This is a genomic window from Pseudomonas sp. PA-6-3C (assembly GCF_021605825.1).
GTDB lineage: Bacteria > Pseudomonadota > Gammaproteobacteria > Pseudomonadales > Pseudomonadaceae > Aquipseudomonas > Aquipseudomonas edaphica.
In genome coordinates this window covers 54,150-73,486 of record NZ_WKDV01000017.1, presented here as the reverse complement: position 1 = coordinate 73,486, position 19,337 = coordinate 54,150, and the positions used below count along the sequence as shown (strand labels likewise).

Genomic DNA, 19,337 nt, shown 5'->3' with positions numbered 1-19,337 from the left:
TAGCTGATTTTAATAATCCCAGCGTTCTTCAGCCAACAACGACCTATTCAACTCATCTCGATGCGCCTGCCATTGCGGCAAATACTGATCCATCAAGCTGCGAAAACGGTCATTATGGTGACGTTCAATTAGGTGCAGCAGTTCGTGGACGAGAATGTATTCCAGGCACTGAATCGGCTTTTTGGCCAGCTCCAGGTTGAGCCAGACACGGCGGGCAGCGATGTTGCAGGCTCCCCACTTGGTTTTCATCTTTTTGATGCCCCAAGCGTTCGCCTCAACCCCCAAAATCGGCTGCCACTTATCTAGCAACGTGGGGATTAGCTTTTTCATCTCGGCACGGTAGAAGGCTTGCAGGAGTTCTTCGCGCCGCTCCGTGTTGGTCTCCGGACGCACGAACAGATCCAGCACGGCCTTGCCCCGCAAAACCACACGCATAGGTATGCTGCCTTCGACTACACGCAGACGATAACGCTGGCCCATAAAGTAATGGCTCTCGCCGCTAACCATACGTCTCTGAGATTGTCGTGGCTGGGCTTCAAACTTCGCGCGCTGGCGTTTGATCCAGCCGAGTTTGCCCACTACAGCCAAGCGCACAGCGTCGTCGCTGACGGCCAATGGGGCCGCCACGCGCACTCGGCCCAAGGGAGGATAAACGCCCAGATGCAGGTTTTTGATGTTCTTACGCACCACCTCGACGCTCAGTCCGCTGACGGTGATGCTGTGGCTGTCAGTAGTCACGTTGGCTCGTTACCAGGTCTAGAAGTTTATCCAAGGCCTGATTAGTTGCGCTTACCTGGCACTCGCCGGCAAGCTCTCCAGTTTCGTGGCTGGCAGCATCGAGCACCTCTTTAATCGCCAGGCGCACCTTCCGTACCTTGAAGGGGTTGTTGCGCCAATCATCCTGACGGTTCGCCAGCACAGCGTAATCGACGGCCATTGCCAATCCGGCATTTTTATTCAGATTATCGTACAGCGCCTGGCGAGCCCCGGTGTTCATGGTTGATGGATAGCGATTGGTACTGCTTGGGTTCTTCGCCTGTTTTGTCAGCTCAACAACCTCCTGTAGATACTGCTGGTAGCTGATGGCGTCTTCTTTGCGCTTGGCGATCAAAGCATCCAGCAACGACGACATCGTCTCGTAATACTTCGGGTTGATTGGCGACTCATCGATAATCAGTTTACGCACGTTGTTCTCGATGGTCTCTGCCACAGCCTCCTCGCTACCGCGAATTCCCTGAGGCAGCGCATCTACCGCATCAACGCCGCGCTCGACGATGAGCTGGATCAACGATAAATCGTTGAATGCCGAGATGATCTCGCTTTCTTCAGCACGGATGTAGGTGTCGATCAAAAAGCGCATGTCAGGCTCATAAGCCTTGAGGTCGATGTAGTCACCGCTAGCAACCTTAACCTCGTCACGCACCTTGTTGTAATGATCAACTTCGTTTTTGATCTCGGCGATTTGCTTGGCGCTATAGCCCGCCTCTTCCAGCTCGTTGGCGACAGCGGCGAAGCAGCGAATCAAGGCAGCAGTCATCTTGTACAGGTTCAGCCGGCGCGGTTCATTGACTTTGAGTTGCTCAGCGTTGCCCGATTCGGTTCCGCAAAAATAGCGCAAGTAAGCCGGCGTATCTCTTGGCCGATCAACCGGTTCGCATAGTGCCTTGATCGTCTCGCGCGCATCCTCAAGGTCGTCACGTGCATTACTGAGGCGGTCTTCCAGCAGGCCGGCGACATCGTCTTTATCAAAGCCATCCAGTGCGCCGCTGGTGTAGTCGCCGATGGAGTTTTCTAGCTGTTTGAACAAATCTTTGTAGTCGACGATGTATCCGTAATGCTTGTCTTCACCATCAAGGCGGTTAACCCTGCAGATGGCTTGAAACAGGCCGTGGTCGCGCATTTGCTTGTCGATGTATAGGTAGGTGGCTGAAGGGGCATCAAAGCCGGTCAGGAGCTTGTCGACCACAATCAGCAGACGCATCTGCCCTGGCTCATTTATGAACTTCTGCTTGACCTCTTTTTCGAACACTTCTGGATCTTTACCATTCAGCATCTGGTTGTAGATGTTGTATTTACGGAGTTTCTCAGTCAGCCCTTCGCCAGTAGCCTCGCCCTTAATGTCGGCTGGCGATGGCTTGTAGCTGGTGACTATGGCGCAGGTATCGGCCATGCCGGCCTTGGCGAATAGCTCGTAGCACTTGCATGCCTCGAAGATGCTGCTAGTGACCAGCATCGCGTTACCTCGCCCATTCGCTAAGCGATCACGGGTGGCCAGGTCGAGCATGATGTCGGCGACGATTTTCTCCAGCCGCGACTGGCTCGACAGCACTTTTTGCAGTGTGCCCCAGCGCTGCTTCAGCTGGGCCTTGGCCAAGTCATTCAGGCCCTTGGTTTTGGCCTCAAACCACTGATCGATCTTTTTCTGCGAGGTGATATTCTGGTCGATGTCACGGGCTTCGTAGCGCAAGTCGAGCACCACGCCATCCTTAACGGCCTCATCAAACTTGTAGGTGTGGATGTAACCGCCAAACACCTCAATGCTCTTTTGCTTGTCCGCCTTGAGCAGCGGCGTGCCAGTGAAGCCGACAAACAGCGCGTTGGGCAGAATCATCTTCATCGCCTTGTGCAGTTCCCCAGACTGGGTACGGTGGCACTCATCGACGAACACATAGATATCGCCCTTGGCGCGAAAGTCAGCCGGCAGGTTCTTGCGCAGCTCTTCAAGGAAACCTTTGATATCTGGGTTACCTGACTCGTCTTCTTCGCGGCTACCGAACTTATGCACCAACGAACACAACAGCCAGGGTGCCGTCTGGTTCAGCTTAGCGATCAGGTCAGCGCCGCTCTGGCTGCGGTATATCTGCTCATTGACCCCGGTAAAGACTTTCTCGATTTGCTCGTCCAGTTCGGTACGGTCGGTGATGATCAGTACCCGAGAGTCCTGGATGTTTTCCCTTATCCACTTGGCCAGCCAGACCATGGTCAGTGACTTACCACTTCCTTGCGTGTGCCAGATGATCCCACCCTCGCGGCGGCGCAAGTAATCCTGGGCGGCACGCACACCGAAATACTGATTCTGGCGGCAGAGTTTTTTCACACCACTGTCGTACACCACATAGTCGTGTATCAATTCCAATAAACGGCTTTTGCTGCACATCTGCTGCAGCTGGCGGTCTAGGAGGTTCTCAATCGGACTATCTTCCTTCCAGGTCAGGTAATACTTCTCTCCTGTCTGGATGGTGCCGTAGCGCATTCCTTGAGTGTCATTACCCGCCATCACCAACTGCATGGTGGAAAAGAACGGCTGGATGAATTCAGGCTTCTGGTTATCAAGGTTCTGACGAATTCCCTGATTAACCGCCGTTCGTGAACGCTTCAACTCCAGCACAGCTAAGGCGATACCGTTGATGTACAGCACGATATCAGGACGCTTGGTGCTGGACTTAGCGTTTGCACCCATAACTGTCACTTCCTCAGCAAGCGCGAAGTGATTGTTCTCTGCATTTTCCCAGTCGATTAACCATACCGTTTGGGTGTTTTCGCCCACCTCAGGTTTGACTCGCACGCCGTAACGGAGCAGTTCATACACCGCCTTATTGCGGTCATACAGACTCTTACTGGCATCGGCAGCTACCTTAGTCAGTTCGAACAAGGCACGGGTAACCAGCGTGGCGTCTACAGCCTGTTTCGTCATCCAGCTGCGGAGCAACTCTTGTTCAATGTTGGAGTTGTTGGTGCGAACTGCCCAGTCGCCCAGATATTCGTAGCCGAGGTTGTGCTGGAACAGCGCAACCACGCGGTCTTGTGTTTTACGTTCGATCTGGCCAACTGCTGCGGTTAACATAACTTTGCCTCCTGCGAGCTCTGGGATAGCCGAATCCTGCCTGTCAGTAGCGCTTGCACCATGCTCTGCTTGAGATCTTGGGCTTTGAGTCGGCGAGATTTTAGGGTGGTGAGTTCGTTGTCCATATCAGAGAGAACGGTGGCGATGGCTGACTGTTCAATAACATCTGTTGGAGTTGCTATTTTTAAGTCGAGAGCTATTGCCGGGCTAATTCTCTGATGACTTCCAGTTGTTCCCGTGGCGGAAAGTATCATTTGATCGCAAAAAAACGGTGAAGAGCAAGCAACAAAAAGGTACTCCCGAGATACCCCTTCCTTCGCCGTCAAAACAAGGAACTCAGTGGATGCTATAGCGCTCTCTGATATTACGAGTGGCATCCAAACTCTAGGGATCCTAGGGTTTAATTTGGAAACCAATACTGAGCCTTCCGGGACGCGGAATTTATTGCTGCCAATTGCGCTGCCGCTCTCAATTACGGGGTGCTTGGTTTCATCAAATGCAGGTAGGCTAAAGTGACTAAATATGTGGCTTGGAAAATCACTTGGAATAATATGGATACGATTTAATGTTGCAATGTCCCCCAGTCGCTTTACTTTCCACTCGCCACTAAATCCCGGTAGACGTAGCTGGCCGGTGAGAAGTTGTTGCATGGTAGCTTGTTTGATGTCCTGCTTTTTGATGATTAATTGATCTAAGCCGCTTATCAACGCATCAATAGATGCGAGAGCGTTGGCGATGGCACGTTGCTCAGGGAGAGGAGGAATGGGGATTATTAGCTTTGCAATTTCTTTTGTATTGATGACAGATTGAGTGGAGCCTGCTGAAGACTCTATAACCTGCTTCTTAACGCCATGAGAATTGATGGCATAGGCAGAAAATTTATTATCAAGCACTGCGTTGTCAGGCCTAATAATTACAATATTTAAAGTATTGGCGTGATCAATGCTTTCAGGCACAAGGACGGCACTGCCTGAATCCCCATGTCTTGCAATAAGAATGTCTCCTATTCTTACTTGGGATTTTTTGTTCAAATCATGGAACGACTTGGTTACAAACTTCATATCCTCAAAGCTAAAAGACTCATTTTTTAAATTCCCTGTTCTAATAAGCATTACGCCTTTTGTTTCGTTTGTATAAAATGGTTCGCATGTGCCTACAAATCCAACGTTCAATCTAGTGCAGTAATTTTTTAATGTCCCTGCATTCCAATCGCTTGGAATAGCCCCAGCTTCAGTCAATTTGTACCCCGGTTTTACCTGCGCACTCATAACGCAAAACCCATCTTAGCTAGATGCTCATTCACCTTGGCTGCCAATTCCTCGACTTCCATAGTCAAATGTGGCAATGGCACGGCGTAGCGTTCGGCCAGTTGGCGGATACGCGAAGTTAGAGCTTGGGACACGCGATCCAGTTCGGTCTGTACGTCGCTGGCTAAGGTCGCCAGCCATTTATCTTCAATCACCAGAGTTTTGATTTCGGCGTCGCTGAGCTGGGTATATTGTTTGGCAACTTTGATATCTAGGGCCTTTTGTACTTCTTTGACTTTTTTGCCGGCAGCGGCTTCTTGCTCCAGTACAGAGAGGTAGTGCTCAAGGGCTGCGCGCTCATCGGCGACAGCTGGGTTGTTTTTAATGGCCTTGATGCGGTCTTTTACGCTTTTGGCGGTGAGCTTACCTTTATCAGTTTTACCCTCGGATAACAGGCCATCTTCACCGCCGTGCTCCTCGTCCAGCTCCTCCAGTTGTCGGCTAAAGGCGTCGCGGGCGATTTCCAGCTGTTCGATTGTTGACGCGTCAGGAGCAAAGTAACGCTTGATCAACAACTCAGGGGGCAGTAAATCGCTGTTTGGTTGGCCTTGATTGGCTCCATCAACAATCAGCGCCTGCCAGCCGTCACTGACCAGTTGATAGAGATCGTCCTGCATAGCTGTGGCCCAGTAATCGAGCAGGTGCTGGTACACGTCGTAGGCATCCAGCAACGAGGCTTGGGCGAAGCTGGCGAGTAGGTCTTCGGCAAGACTGTCGATCAATGCCTTTGGTTTGTCACCAACTGCGATGGCGTGCAGATGCGGACGGTTACGGTTTTTCCAGCCTTCGAACAGCTCGGTGATAGTCTGGTTGAAAGTGGTGAATTCTGGGTGGGCAAAGATGGTCGGCTTGATCTCGCCAATAGCCACTTGCAGTCGGCTGTAACCCGCTCGTGCAGGGGCAAATAAGCTTGCACGTACCGCTGGGATAACCTGCCAATAGGGGGCCAGTGCATCGATGTCTTGGTTTGGAATGCCGCCTTGCAGGTGGGCGGCGATGTCTTGCAAGTCTTCGGCTGCGCTAGCGTCGATGTAACGCGGGATGTTGAGGTTGTAGTCGTTCTCAGCAATCTCGCTCAGAGGAACCAGGCGGGCGTATTTGGCTACTTCATGCTGCTGGGTAAAGGTGTCTACGATCTTGTGAATATCCTGTTCGCGCAGGCGGTTCTTGTTGCCGTCTTTAATGAAGCCTTTGCTGGCATCGAGCATAAAGATGCCTTTGCGGCTGTGGGCGTGCTCTTTATCCAGCACTATGATGCAGGCTGGGATGCCGGTGCCGTAAAACAGGTTGGCCGGCAGGCCGATTATGCCCTTGATAAAGCCCTGCTGGAGGATGCGCTGGCGGATAGTGCCTTCAGCACCGCCACGGAATAGCACGCCGTGGGGCAGAATCACCGCGCCTCTGCCGGAGTGCTTGAGCGAAGTAAGGATGTGCAGTAAGAAGGCATAGTCACCATTCTTCTCGGGTGGGATACCAAAGCCGAAGCGGTCAAATTCATCTTCAGCCGGATTGAAGCCGTTGCTCCAGGCTTTGGTTGAGAACGGTGGGTTGGCGACGACAAAGTCAAAACGCTTGAGCTGGCCTTTGAACGGGCCATGGGCTTCGGTGAAGTAAGGCGCTGAGAGGCTATTGTCCTTCCAGATGGTTGCCGTCTCGCAGCTGTGCAAGATCATGTTCATCTTGGCCAAGGCGCTGGTGGCGTTGTCCATTTCCTGGCCGTAGATACTCAGATCGAGATTGGTGGCGTGCTTAGCTTCGTCGTGGGCTTTCAGCAATAGCGAACCAGAACCGCATGCCGGGTCATAAATAGTCTGGGTGCTGTCGGTGGCTGCGCTAATGCCAATGACCTTAGCCATAATCCGCGAGACTTCTGCCGGAGTGTAGAACTGCCCCTTGCTCTTGCCAGACTCGGTGGCGAAGTGGCGCATTAGGTATTCGTAAGCATCGCCGAGGATGTCATCACCCTGAGCGCGGTTACCTTTGAAATTGAGACCGGGCGAATCGAAGATGCTTACCAGGTTGGACAGCCGATCCACCATCTCCTTGCCTTTGCCAAGCTTCTCGGCATCGTTGAAGTCAGCCACATCAATTACGCCAGTCAGGCCGTTGGCTTCGGCAAGAGTGCGAATGATGATGTTGAGCTTGTCGCCAATTTCCTTGTCGCCTTTGAGAGCGACCATGTCGGCAAAGCCACCGCCGACCGGTACTTCAAGCATCGCGTTATGTTTGCCTGCGTATTTGTCGGACACATACTTCACAAACAGCAGTACCAGCACATAATCCTTGTACTGCGACGCATCCATACCCCCACGCAACTCGTCGCAGGATTTCCACAAGGACGAATAAAGTTCAGATTTTTTGATAGCCATCGGGGAGAGTTACCGCCTTCGCGAAATGTGGAGAATGGGGAATGGTAGTGTGCGGCTACTGGATGCTCGCCGATGTTGACTTCAAGGCGGCGGTAGCATGCGCAGAATTGCAGTTAAGAATCTGCAGACTGAAAGCGATTCGGATTTGCGTGATGTGTCAACAATGCCCGAGGCGATTCTCACGAATTTTGATTGCTTCAGGAGTAGGTCAGCCCGGAGAGCTTGATAGCTGACGACTTGTTGATGCTGCCGCTCCATGCTGCATTCCGTGCAATGGGTGATGGGGTAGCATTGTCGTGAAGTGAGAGAATCGACGCAACCACCAAGCTGAGTGCATTCGCCGTCTTGAGGAGCGAGCCAGCGGATCTCGACTCACGACTGCAATGATACGATTTGAAATCAGCCGGAATACTGTTCAAAAACTGACCACACGTTTGGTCGAGGTCACTATGGCCAGAATAGCCAAGCCGAAGCCAAAGTCTCGATCAGGCCGCCCGAAGCTTGAAACGCAGCGAGTTCTTTACCAAATCAAGCTTTCAGGCTGGGATCTGTCTTGGTCGTTCAGTCTAGCGCGGCCCGATTTTTCGAGGGCAAACGAAGGCCATTACAATGAACACATGCTCCTAACTCTGCGAGGCAAGGTCGTCCATCCAGAGAACTTCAAATATCCGGAGGTTGAGTGCCAGCTTTATGCCGATGCGCGCCTAGCTCAGGACATTGACGTGCCTAGAGGCATTGGATCCGTAACGGCAAGCGGAAAACGGTTTGGAGTCTTCATATCCGTACCTCGGGAGCGTATGAGCGCGTTGGTCGGTGCAGCAAATAGGTTTCAGTCCCTAGAGTTACACGCGACTCCTCTGCATTACCGGCGTGCACTGGTTATGACGATTCATTTGGGGACAGAGCCAGAACCTGATTGGTGACTCCTCACTTGGTAACCACAGGTTTTTTCAGAGGTTATCAAGTGGCATCCGCGTATCTGAATAGTCCGACGCAGCTTAGGCATGTCCATTTTTGAAACTAGGTTATTCGTATGCGTCCGGCCAAGTCATCTACGTTTGAACGCAATAAAGAGGAGGGCTAAGCCGCGTAGCTTTATTCCGAATGCATTCTCCTGTCCCAGCCAAAGGTGTCAGCGCAAGGTGCCAACCACTGCTGGATTTTTGCATTGCGCGCTAGCTCATTGGGCTTCAGTAAGCGTGCGCCAAAATCGACATGGCGAAGGAATTGAATCTCGAGACACTGTTCCAACTGCTCTGCCAGCAGTGGAAAGTCCATAAGCCTCTGCATGCGTGGCCACCTGACGATCTTTTGGTAGCGTAGCTGCTGAGACTCAATACGCAGATCATCATTCGGGCGCCACTGGACATTGAATAGATCGTCATGACGTGACAGGTCGACGCGCCAGTTACCACTGGATGGGATACACAGATCGAGCTTAAGGCTGTCAGGCCGCAATTTGTTGCGCTTGAAAAACCAATGCTCAGGTGGTTGAGTCATCAGACCGATAGAGCAGACGCTGTATGACACCTCAGCTATGTCGAACCGAGAGAACCATTCGGCGATTTCGGGACAGACCGGATGATCGAACACACTTGACCTCTTCCTGAGTAGTTGTCGGATAGCCGGGCAGCTTACTCGCTTGAGCCCTGCGGTTCATTCAATGTTGCCCTGGCATTTATGATCAGAAGGCGACTGATCGAGCCCAGGAAACAAGGATTCGGACACCATTGGCGTGGACTGACATAAATTAAGGACAAAATATGTTCAGCAAATCTCAGATCATTACCATCCCAGTCCTGATCTCATCGGTACTTTTACTCACCGGCTGCCCCCCATCACCGGAATTCACCCGATGGCAACGTACTTCGACCTCTGTAGATGGTGTAAGAGCTGCAATGGCGGAATGCGGCGACCCTGTGGCAGGGCCACAAAACCATTTCCCAATAAACGAACAGATAATTCACTTTCAGTGTATGCAGCGCCTGGGCTTTACCCGTAAAGACGGCTTTGAATACTGTGAAATAATGAAGAATATGCCAGCCTGCGTCGAAGAAAGGCAGGGCCGTCCGCTCAGCTTGTCCCAGCTCGAAGCGTTACCGTTCGTCGAAGATGAAGCATTTCACCCAATCAAGCCTAATTCTGGTCGGGATGAACGTATGCAGGTCTCATGGCGTAAAGCGGGAGCATCACGCCATTTCGAATTCGAGGTAGCCAATGATAGTGAAGCCTTGCCGGTGATGTATGCATGCGGCTATGCGAAGCCACTTGGGTCGAATCTGGACGTCGCAAGCATCGGTCGCACTGCAGAAGTGCAGCGCTGCATGATTGATCACGGCTTTGAGCCAAAAAATAAAATTATGCTGGTTTGCCAGACCTACCCACAAGTGACGGGCTGTTCGTCGACAACGCCGCCGAGCTGATTCAGATAGAGAGCGGAGTGAAGAGGGGCTTGCTCGTGAGAAATAAGAGATCTTCCTAAGCGCACGACGTTCTACCTCATGAGCCCAGCTACGTTTCTACATCGATTTGACCGATACCACTTCCACGTACTTGTACTTCTTCCTAGCGGCCTTTACGGCCTCTTGTTCAGCAAGCAACGAGCTCAACGTATCAGCCTCGTGAATCAACTCGGTCATTTTCCCCTCAAACTCGTTCCCAACCAGAAGCGTGACCAGCAATCTGGGCGTAAACGCTTTCGCCGCTTTCTTCTTGGCTGCTGGAGCGATCACCGGCTTCGCGAGCACAACTTCCTCAACAGGCTCCTTGATTAAAGGAGTGGGCACCTGCTCTTCGGGCTGAGCCGTACCGAACAGGGCACGACGCATTTCTTCTTCAGTTAATTCAGAGCTCATAGAACATCTCAAAGTGGGCGGTAATCAGCTCGACGAATTCTACTAGGATGGCGGCTCCAGCGTGTGCTCTGGGAGCATGTATGGTCACTGTGAATTCGGGCTTCGTGGTCAACATTTCAACGTGGTAGTGGGCTAGATGGCGATAAAAATGATGCAACGTAAGCTAAGCTATTGAGGGCTTCAGGGTTCATCGCGATGGTTGTCTGGCTTCGTCTTCGACAATTGAGTGAACTGCTCCAATGCGTTTTGGAAGTCCTTCAATGCAAAGCTTACAGGCTTGCTCTCGGCGATCCATTTTGTCGAGATTCCAACTTCCAGTTTGTCCGAAATACTTCGACCGAAGCGCCGCCAGTGTACCGTGTCAGCATCGATTACCTGCTCTGCGACCAAGACGATACAGTCAAAATTCATGTCATCGCTACAGACCAGTAACGGCACGATTGTGGAGCTTCCATCCTCCGCCGGGATGATGCGACGGTTCGCAAGAGCGTCTTCGTCTTCGTCGATAAGCCAGATCAGAGAAAGACCAAGGCTTGTGACGTCTGACCATTCGAGATGGGTGGACAGCCATTGCTCAATGCCAATGCCGTCAATCATTAACCAGGCGCATGCGCTCCTGGCAAACCCAGGTCGGTGGTAAGCGGCGCTGATAACTTGATGCATGGCGAAGTCCTTCAATGCAGTACGGCTGTGTCATAGAGAATAACGATACTCCAGTGGTATCACTCTGCGTTTCAGATCACTACTCTCGACGCTTGAGGGTCGGCCTATATTGCGCCTGGACGGATTGGCAACATTCAAACGGGTCAAAATGACGACGTCGAATTGTGAGCATCTTTTGCCCGTCGGGCTTTCCTGACAAGCAGATTCTCCAACTTTAACCAGGTACGATCCTGACGACTCATCAATAATCGAGATCGTGTCATGCAAGATGGCTGCTGGCCCTTCCATCTCTTCGGTGGCAATTTCGCCACTGAATCCGATGCGCAGAAATTTGTGTTTGAACAGTGGGAGCCAGAGCCCCCTGAAAGCGCAAGCGAAGCCGAGTACATTTCGTGGGAAGAACGCAATCCAATCTGGCGACTAGCGGAAGAACTTGGGTTCTATATGGATTCAGACTTCGTTGAGCTTATCGGCACCCCAGAAGACGTCATAGCGCAAATCCGCAGCCCCTCTGAGAGAGTGCTTTTCAGCTCCAAGGCAACAGAATTTACCCATTTTATTCTGGTGGGGTCGAATGCCATCTGGGGTGACCGTCGTTCGACTTCTACCCATGTAGAGCCGCTGGTGCGCTTGCCGGAGAGCACTGCAACCATCACATATCTCGGCCTGTTCAACTGAGCTGACGGCCTCATAGGTTAGGCCCGTTTTTGACCAGGGGCGGGCACTGTATTAAGGCTAAATTTGTGCTCATTAGGGGCAGGATGACGACTCAACCAGACGTGAAATTATGACCAGACAGCTTGTTTGCCAACGAATACGAAATCGAATTGTCGAGCTACTTGAGTGGCTGATTGAGTGCGAGAACGAGCCACCTCAGTGTGGTATGAATGAGTTAATCAATTCATGGGAAGATTGGGTTCCAACTCCGTCGCCAAAAGGATACTTCGTCGATCAGGGGTTCACTCCAACGCAGAGCGTTTTTTTGGTAAATGTAAGCGCAGCTATCGAGGATTTTTGCGAAGCAACACCTGAACCCATAGAGAACGACGCTGCGGCAATTGCGCTCCCTCAATGGCGCCTTGTCATCGCTGCTGCCAAGCCGACGCTATCTGCTATGAAAGCGAGTACCAAAATGTCGGAGGAGAGTGACGACAGGTTCGAGCGTTGAGTTGCTGGCTGTTTAAGCAAGGTATTGCGTACGATTTTGCCAGGGTGCAGCAATCGGTCAGAACTATGTAAGCGTCAAGTCAAGTCATCTACCGATCCAGCTATCAGCACGAGGATGACTGCTTGCCGCCCATGCCGTAAGGTTCGCTACCAAAATCGCCACAGCCTTCCAGTGGTGGTAATACAGCAAGGAGAGCGAACAATGAACACCTTCAAATCATCAGTTCAAAACGTAGCTGCGGCAATAGGTCTCATCGCAGCAGTGACAATCGGTGGATGCGTGATGATCCCTTACGACACGCCGGAATCAAAAGCCCAAATCCAGCGCGATCTGAAAATTGCACCATCGGATATTCAAGCCGTGTCGGAAACGAACTGGTGCTTGTTCCCATATGGAAGCGAAGGCAGCTGCAGAGCCACTCAAGGCCTGGGAGTGTTGACCAGCAAAGGCCTGATCCTCAGCCTTTACAACAACCACACCTACACTGAAACCGCACGCATTCTCCCAGAACAAGTGCAGTGCGTGAAGACAGTTGGTGGTCGCACTGGAGTCGAACCGTTCGTTGTATTCACCAAAGACCGAGCGATCATGCTCGCTGTCATTACGCCGGGTGGGCAAATGAATGTGCCTGTGAAAGTCAGTTTCTTTGATTATCTGACGAAGCCAGGGCAGCACGTCTTCACTGGGACGGATGGCGGATATGTGCGCAAGTCGGGTCGACAGCAAACCGTAGGCGGAATGGTGTCAGGCACTGCCATCCCGTGGCATACAACACTCGACGTAACCGAGGTTTTTAACCCTTGCCCGCAGGTTACAGATTAACGAGGAGTGGCGCGTTCCCTCGCAAGCGGTGCGCGCATGCCGGAGCCCGTAGGTTTGAAGGATGAATGCCCGAAGGGCCGAGACGCCCCGGCGGCTCGGCTCGCGAAAGCCGCCTTTGAAGAGGCTGGGTTCGAATGCCATCTGGGGCGACCGACGTTCGACCACTACCGATGTAGAGCCGCTGGTGCGCTTACCGGAGAGCACCGCAACCATTTCATATCTCGGTCTGTTCAACTCAATTTGACTGCTCGAGAGGGCGTCTGTGTTCGGCTAGTAACTACGGTATACGACTGGCGTGTTCAGCCCGAAGCCCGTTCACAATGAGCCGCAGTCGGCTAAAAGCTGCCACTACGCCGGCAGCGGCCCATAGGCACGATAGGCCTCAATCAGAGTATCGAACAGTGAGATGTCTGACCTGCTTCTTGCGATAAGTTGAGCACCCGCCACAGCCGAAAAAATAGCGCGCGCACGCACTTCGCTATCGGCTGCCTCGCAGAATTTCGCAGCGACAAGCATCTGGCTCAACCAGGCAATATTTACCTGTGCAAAAGCCTGAATCTCCTCGGCCATTGCAGGGGGGAGATTATCGATTTCCGCCCCCACAAAGCTGCCAAGACAAAGCCGGTTTTCAGCCTCAAGTGAGCGACGAAAGATCTCAGGAAATCGGCGCAGAGCTTCGGCGGGGTTCGGGGTTTGCTCAGATATAGCCTGAAGCGCAGCCGCACCGTCTTGCCAATACCTCTTGGCAACAGCAATTCCCAGATCCGCCTTGCTGGGAAAATGGTAATAGATGCTGGCTGGCTTGATTCCTACCTCATGCGCCAAATCGCGGAAATTCAGGCCGTTGTACCCCTGTGACTGGGCGATGTTTCGGGCAGCCAGGAGTATGGCCTCGCGGGCGTTGTTGCTCATAGTCGTGCCTTTCGTACGTCGGACAGTTCTGGGGAGGCGGGCTATGTTAAAGCAAAAAGTTCTAACATTCGTTAAGTCAGTAAAGAACAGAGTATTTAAGCTGTTCAGTGTCCACATTGCTGGCATAACTCGAACGAGTCATGCTTCGCTCATTTTCAACCATCTGAATCACTCGCACCGAGACCGCCATGTGATGGCGATCCCGACCGCTCATACTGCCCATTAAGACAGATTAGTCTGAGGGCAGATCCAGTTCTGGTATACCACTGTTGCGATCAGCGTATGCAGTCTGGAAGCTTGGGCGTTTCTGCCAGCGCTGCCAGTACGCATCCAGATACTCAAAGCGTTCGTCTAGCGGGGTGGCGTTTACCGGGAACTTGGAAAACGCAATGGCGGTTGCCAGCGTGATATCCGCAAACGTGGGATCGGTACCGCCCAGCAACCATTCTCGACCGTCAGCCAAATGACGATTCACCAAGGCCGCGTGTGTCAGTGCCTCCTTACGGCAGTGCTCGCCCCATGCCTCGTTCTTCGTCAGTTCAAGTTTGAAGCCGAGCCCTGTGTGCAACACATGAAAAGCCGTGACGATCCGATAGAGGATATGCACCCAGATCCTATTATCCCACATGTTGTCCAGGCCTTGCTCTAACGCAGTCTCACCCATGATTTTGCGGCCCGGATAAGACTGGTCGAGAAAACGAACGATAGCAGGCGTTTCAGAGATGAAGCTGCCATCTGCCAGTTGGAGCGTGGGTGTTTCACCCCATGGATTCATATTTAGGTGACGCCATCCGCGCTGCTCGCCACCAGGCGCCATGTCATAGATGGTTTCATCGAACTGATCGGCAATGCCTTTTTCATGCATGAATAACCGAAGTCGCTGCGGATTGGGGAAAGCCGAAGGGGAAGTGAATAGCTGCAATTTGGTAGTCATGGCCCAGTCCTGAATAGGTGAATTCAAAACTAACTGTTGTTAGGTAGATAGACCATACGAGTCAAATCCACCTGAGTCAAGAACATACCTAACATTTGTTAGGCTTTGGCTGTGTCTACAATTAATTCAGCCCATAAGGCTTACGCGGATGCTACTGGTAGGTGCAAGGTTTGACGGATAGGTGTTGCTTCGAAAAGTAGAGTTTTCATGCCGTCCCCCAGAAGCGAGAGGAGGCTGATGACCGATAGCTCCTATCGCACCACAGGCGTCACGCCATCGCGAGCGTTGCAGGAACGCGTCTGAGGTCAGTGCTTTCTTCCGTTTTCTGCTAATTATTGAGCCGGCGGTATTGGCCTGGGGAGAGGTGATTAAAGTTATCCAGGCGCTGCCATCCGCATTTAAGTCCAGGCGCTTTAGTAATGGGATTCCCCGATCTGTTCGTACTGTCCTCCTTCGATTTTCCGAGCTTGATCCGGGGCTTGCTTTCCACCATTGGCGCGGTTGAGCTGCAGACGCTTGGAACGACCCGCTATGCCTGTAAGTCTACCTGTGTCTACTCACGGGTAAGGTACAGCGCAATGGATAAGACAATCACCGTCGATCAACTGGCTACCACCGACCTTAGATCCATCAACGAGATATGGCTCGCTACTACTCATACTCAGCTATGCCTATGGCGTGGCGAACACGTATTCACACACGAGATGATGAGCGAGGGCACCCACGATCAGAATGTCCGACGTCTTTGCGTAAAGGTGGTTAATTCTGACGATCAGGCTGCATTGGCCAACGTTGAGTTGATGGTGCGCGAACGGTTGGAAAAGATGGGGAGGGAAGGCGAGTTTTATCCGGCTGAGGAGGCGGACACTCATCGATAGCACCCAGCAGCTCTGTTAAAATATAGGGTACCGGCTAGTCTTGAGTGCCTCAGTACGCCAGGTGAGGATGTGTTGCGATTTCGGCTTTATGAGCAATTGCACTAATTCTGTGTTTTGGCGCTCCTGTAGTGTTCGTTCCACCAGGTGACAAGCTCAGCATGTTGCTCGTGAGTGATCCATGCGAAATTTGTTTTGTCCGCCGGGTCGCCCCCAAAGACTAAGGGCTTCGTATACCACTTGATCTTGCCAGCGAAACGCTCGTCCGGTTCAAGGTAAATCTGCCGGGGAAAGGTAAACGGCACGGCATAGGACGCATCGAGTGGCAGCGTTGGAATGGTAAACATTACTCCGGAAGAGTTGATGACGATAAAGTCGTCCCATCCTCTTATACCTAATAGCGTGTACCCCGGCAGATGATGATCAAATCTGTAGGCCTTCATGGCAGCTAAGCTCTCATCCTCCGTGAAGACGATGAGATAGTCGTCGTTTTGCCAACCTTCGTTCATAAGGGATTGACTCACTTTTGGCAGATAGGGAAGGTACTCAGTTTTCTACCAGCGTATTGTGGCCGACAGAAAGCAACGGCTTACAACCGGACGATTTTCTAATCACAGAAGGGCTGCGTTGTTTTGGTACAGACGCAAATCACTGGGAGCGTAGCCGTTGCCATTCATTCCAGCAGTCCTCCGCGACGATGTCTGGATAACCACGATCTTCTTCCATTGCCAAGGCTGCGCTAAAAGGCAAAGCGATGCAGGTGGATCTGTCTCGGATTTCACACACCTCAATCTCGGTAAGCGGCTGGCCCTTTTTATCCTCGGCGGCTTGCAGCACTGCCGCCAGAGCCGGCACAAAGACTAGACATAACGGATCTGTAGTCATCAGTTTCTTCCCTGAGTCGATTAGAAATTGCATGGTAGGCCAGTTTCGGACATCAACATTACCTCGAAGTGCGAACGTCAAAGTTAGCGTAGCGCGCTGCTATGTGGTGGCAGGAAGACTTATTGTCGCTTGGCGGCAGACCTTCAATGATGATCCTTAAACGCTTAGGATTACTCACTCAATTCAGTACCAAAATGGAGCAGGCCACGGTTTATGGATATCGAATTTCGCGGTAACGGCAAGCGTGATAATCCGTCTGTAGGTACATGCGATGAGTACGGCGTGAGCGGGATTACCAGCTTTGACGATCTGACCGAAGCTCGTCGTAAGATTGCTGAGGCGCATCCAGGCTTTAAACCTCTGTTCTCGCTCGATGATCTGCACCAAGCCCGCTACACCTCGGGACATGTGCGCAATAATTTAGGGATGGACGATGCATCGGAGCAGGACATAGCGGGCTTGCCTCCAGAGTGCTTTGAGAATGGTGAATACATAGGCTATCCGACTACGAAAGAGGAGTTCGCAATCTGTCTTCGCAATTTCATGACCCTGGTTGCAGCCACGTCTTTCGAGGATGCTTGTACTCATGGTTTGACGCTAGATCAGCAGGCCCTCCAGGAGTGGATCGGTTACCAGAACAACCCTATCTCTCTTCTAGAGCAGCCTCTTTCAGCGCTCCTGGTACCCGTTCAGCAGTCCTGCCAGGCACTCGCGGCTTTTCCGAATGGCTATTTCACTTCGGATCTGGATCCCGCGAAAAACTTTGCCGTTGCGCGTCATTTTTCAGAAGCGCATGGCTATGAGTTGATGGGCGTAGGTGCTTCTTACATCGGCTTCATTCGTGCTGAACCGCCTGATACATCACTTGCTAACGTCGTAGCCAAAGACTTCTGTGCGCTCTATAACACTAGCGATGAAAACCTACAGGGACGTGTTTCCAAAGTTGCGCAGGCGGTCTCCGGTCGGACGCATCTTTGGCTCCGTTACGTGGAGTGAGCTTCGTCGCATCCAAAGTCCGGCTGAATAGTTAACAAAGCATGTGAGAGGTCTGGAGCTTTTTGCCGCCTCGTAGGAGGGCAGTATCCACACATCCACTACAATCAGGCACATGATTGGCGCTGCTCGTTTTCCGCTACGTAACGTCAATTTCGTCTGATAGCTGTCGATATGGAGAGCAGCCGTCCCAAGCTCTGAACAAGTTTAAGCCTGCCCAATTCCCGCTGTTTACAATTGCCTGCTGACAAAAAGGATTCTGTACATGCTTTTTTCCCTGCTCGACAAATTCTTCAATCGACCGCTAACTGATGAAGCATTTGCCAAAAAATTTATGGATTCGACTCGTAAAGCTGGCTTCAGCGAGAATCTGAATTTTGAGAAGAACGAGTTCCGCATCCGCCATGGGGATGGATCGTACTTCAATCTCCATAATGCCTTTCGCGACTATCAAAATGCAGACAAAGCACAGAAATCCGCCGTTCTGACCGGATACGTATCGACGCTGTTAGAGGCGGGTAGAAAAACCGAGACTGTGTTTGATAATGTCAAAGCACAGCTGCGTCCGGTGATTCGCAACCTTGCCATGCTCGAAGAAATTCGACTGGAACACGCCCGTAAAAATGGCGACAAGCAGTACGATTATGTTTCACAGCCTTTGGGCCGAGACTGCGTTATTCTGCTTGCTGTCGATTCGCCCGAGTCCACTGCCACCCTTACCAATGGCCCCGAAGCACATTGGGGTGTGACGATGGAAGAGGCGGTAAAGATCTCCATCGAGAACCTGCGTGATACGACAAACGAAGCCTTCGGGGAGATTATTCCAGGCCTATACGCTGGGGAGTGGGCGGATGGGTACGACACCAGCAGGGTGTTGTTGCCAGATGTCCTTCAGCGCGTGCCAGTTAAAGGTTGGCCAGTGTTCATGGTGCCCAGTCGAGACGTCCTGATGGTCACTGGAGACAAGGACGAACAGGGAATTCGTCAGATGGTAGAGCTTGCTTTCCAGGCTCTTGAAAGGGGGCGTGCTGTCTCTACCGATATTTACACCTACGAAGGTCGCGATATCATACCGTTTAACTGTGATGATGAAGGGGTCAGCAGTCGGTTGGTTACACTGGAGCATTTGCTGCTGCAGAGTAATTATGCCAATCAGAAAGAGTTGCTCGACAAGCTCAATCTGGAAAAGGGCATCGACATCTTCGTCGCCTCCTACAACCTCTTCCAAATGGCTGACCAACCAAACCAGACGGTATCGATGAGCGCCTGGACAAAAGGTGTGCTGACGCTGTTGCCCAAGACAGATCGCGTCGCGTTGGTTGAACCTGTTGAGGGTGGGGAAGCGACAGTCAAAACCGTCTCCTGGAGTGAACTTGAATTCGAGCTTGGCGATCTGCTGGCTACAGAAGCGGGCTATCCACGTCGCTATCGGACACTGGGATTTCCTTCGGTTGAGCAGCTTAATCGCCTGACTACCTTGTGATCAGTGCTCTACTACTCTGGCGCACTGCAATGGAGGTATCGCTGAGCTGGCAAAGCAGCAGTCGCAATTTATCATTACGATACACTCCCCATTTTGATTGCTTATCCTGGTGGGAAAATTTGGGAGTTTACCGATGTGGGGTTGGTGGCTTCTCTAGCGCTACTGAGTCGGGCCGCAAGATCTGACTGACTTACTTCAGTTGGCGAGCCGCTGTGCGCGGGCAGGCT

18 protein-coding genes are annotated in these 19,337 nt (G+C 52.0%); 7 read left to right on the top strand and 11 right to left on the bottom strand.

All coding sequences use genetic code 11. The features are described from left to right. Positions 1–9 precede the first annotated feature (9 nt). The 5 genes from GIW48_RS13830 to GIW48_RS13810 form a co-directional block, all read right to left on the bottom strand. A complete protein-coding gene (locus GIW48_RS13830) occupies positions 10–738 on the bottom strand; it encodes a M48 family metallopeptidase (protein ID WP_236460504.1) in 729 nt (242 codons plus the stop codon). Beyond that, a complete protein-coding gene (locus GIW48_RS13825; protein WP_236460505.1) occupies positions 728–3,844 on the bottom strand; it encodes a type I restriction endonuclease subunit R in 3,117 nt (1,038 codons plus the stop codon). Before GIW48_RS13825 ends, GIW48_RS13830 begins: the two co-directional genes overlap by 11 nt. Continuing rightward, positions 3,838–5,112 carry a restriction endonuclease subunit S gene (locus GIW48_RS13820; RefSeq protein WP_236460506.1) on the bottom strand — a complete coding sequence of 425 codons (1,275 nt, stop codon included), beginning with the start codon at positions 5,110–5,112 and terminating at the stop codon, positions 3,838–3,840. Before GIW48_RS13820 ends, GIW48_RS13825 begins: the two co-directional genes overlap by 7 nt. Then, complete coding sequence (locus tag GIW48_RS13815) at positions 5,109–7,520, bottom strand: type I restriction-modification system subunit M (protein ID WP_236460507.1); 2,412 nt, start codon at positions 7,518–7,520, stop codon at positions 5,109–5,111. The genes GIW48_RS13820 and GIW48_RS13815 overlap by 4 nt, the downstream gene beginning before the upstream one ends. Before the next feature lie 1,095 nt (positions 7,521–8,615). Beyond that, entirely contained in the window at positions 8,616–9,113 is a 498-nt protein-coding gene (locus GIW48_RS13810) for a hypothetical protein (RefSeq protein ID WP_236460508.1), read from the bottom strand. 170 nt (positions 9,114–9,283) lie between these two features. Between GIW48_RS13810 and GIW48_RS13805 the strand changes: the two genes are divergently transcribed. Continuing rightward, complete coding sequence (locus GIW48_RS13805; protein WP_236460509.1) at positions 9,284–9,943, top strand: hypothetical protein; 660 nt, start codon at positions 9,284–9,286, stop codon at positions 9,941–9,943. Positions 9,944–10,039: 96 nt separating this feature from the next. Here the strand turns inward: GIW48_RS13805 and GIW48_RS13800 are convergent, their stop codons facing one another. Continuing rightward, positions 10,040–10,375 carry a hypothetical protein gene (locus GIW48_RS13800; protein WP_236460510.1) on the bottom strand — a complete coding sequence of 112 codons (336 nt, stop codon included), beginning with the start codon at positions 10,373–10,375 and terminating at the stop codon, positions 10,040–10,042. Positions 10,376–10,555: 180 nt separating this feature from the next. Continuing rightward, a complete protein-coding gene (locus GIW48_RS13795) occupies positions 10,556–11,038 on the bottom strand; it encodes a hypothetical protein (protein WP_110624289.1) in 483 nt (160 codons plus the stop codon). Between the two features lie 261 nt (positions 11,039–11,299). Here GIW48_RS13795 and GIW48_RS13790 point away from each other — a divergent pair, with 261 nt between their 5' ends. The 3 genes from GIW48_RS13790 (at position 11,300) to GIW48_RS13780 (ending at position 13,028) form a co-directional block, all read left to right on the top strand. After that, positions 11,300–11,716: a hypothetical protein gene (locus GIW48_RS13790; RefSeq protein WP_110624288.1), complete on the top strand. Its 417-nt coding sequence runs from the start codon at positions 11,300–11,302 to the stop codon at positions 11,714–11,716. A gap of 205 nt (positions 11,717–11,921) precedes the next feature. Beyond that, entirely contained in the window at positions 11,922–12,206 is a 285-nt protein-coding gene (locus tag GIW48_RS13785; protein WP_146233150.1) for a hypothetical protein, read from the top strand. 201 nt (positions 12,207–12,407) lie between these two features. Further along, positions 12,408–13,028 carry a hypothetical protein gene (locus GIW48_RS13780; RefSeq protein WP_110624286.1) on the top strand — a complete coding sequence of 207 codons (621 nt, stop codon included), beginning with the start codon at positions 12,408–12,410 and terminating at the stop codon, positions 13,026–13,028. Between the two features lie 348 nt (positions 13,029–13,376). Here the strand turns inward: GIW48_RS13780 and GIW48_RS13775 are convergent, their stop codons facing one another. Further along, a complete protein-coding gene (locus GIW48_RS13775; protein ID WP_056789362.1) occupies positions 13,377–13,940 on the bottom strand; it encodes a TetR/AcrR family transcriptional regulator in 564 nt (187 codons plus the stop codon). A 232-nt stretch (positions 13,941–14,172) separates the two neighbouring features. Beyond that, positions 14,173–14,874 carry a glutathione S-transferase family protein gene (locus tag GIW48_RS13770; protein ID WP_186750969.1) on the bottom strand — a complete coding sequence of 234 codons (702 nt, stop codon included), beginning with the start codon at positions 14,872–14,874 and terminating at the stop codon, positions 14,173–14,175. Between the two features lie 578 nt (positions 14,875–15,452). On the opposite strand from GIW48_RS13770, the gene GIW48_RS13765 reads away from it, so the two are divergent. Continuing rightward, complete coding sequence (locus GIW48_RS13765) at positions 15,453–15,752, top strand: hypothetical protein (RefSeq protein ID WP_186750968.1); 300 nt, start codon at positions 15,453–15,455, stop codon at positions 15,750–15,752. 101 nt (positions 15,753–15,853) lie between these two features. Here the strand turns inward: GIW48_RS13765 and GIW48_RS13760 are convergent, their stop codons facing one another. Next, entirely contained in the window at positions 15,854–16,258 is a 405-nt protein-coding gene (locus GIW48_RS13760; protein ID WP_236460511.1) for a hypothetical protein, read from the bottom strand. Between the two features lie 139 nt (positions 16,259–16,397). Then, positions 16,398–16,634: a hypothetical protein gene (locus tag GIW48_RS13755; RefSeq protein WP_094774137.1), complete on the bottom strand. Its 237-nt coding sequence runs from the start codon at positions 16,632–16,634 to the stop codon at positions 16,398–16,400. A 213-nt stretch (positions 16,635–16,847) separates the two neighbouring features. Here GIW48_RS13755 and GIW48_RS13750 point away from each other — a divergent pair, with 213 nt between their 5' ends. Then, positions 16,848–17,630 carry a DUF4253 domain-containing protein gene (locus GIW48_RS13750; RefSeq protein WP_122822226.1) on the top strand — a complete coding sequence of 261 codons (783 nt, stop codon included), beginning with the start codon at positions 16,848–16,850 and terminating at the stop codon, positions 17,628–17,630. Positions 17,631–17,892: 262 nt separating this feature from the next. Continuing rightward, entirely contained in the window at positions 17,893–19,110 is a 1,218-nt protein-coding gene (locus GIW48_RS13745) for a DUF1444 family protein (RefSeq protein ID WP_122822225.1), read from the top strand. Positions 19,111–19,337: the final 227 nt, after the last annotated feature.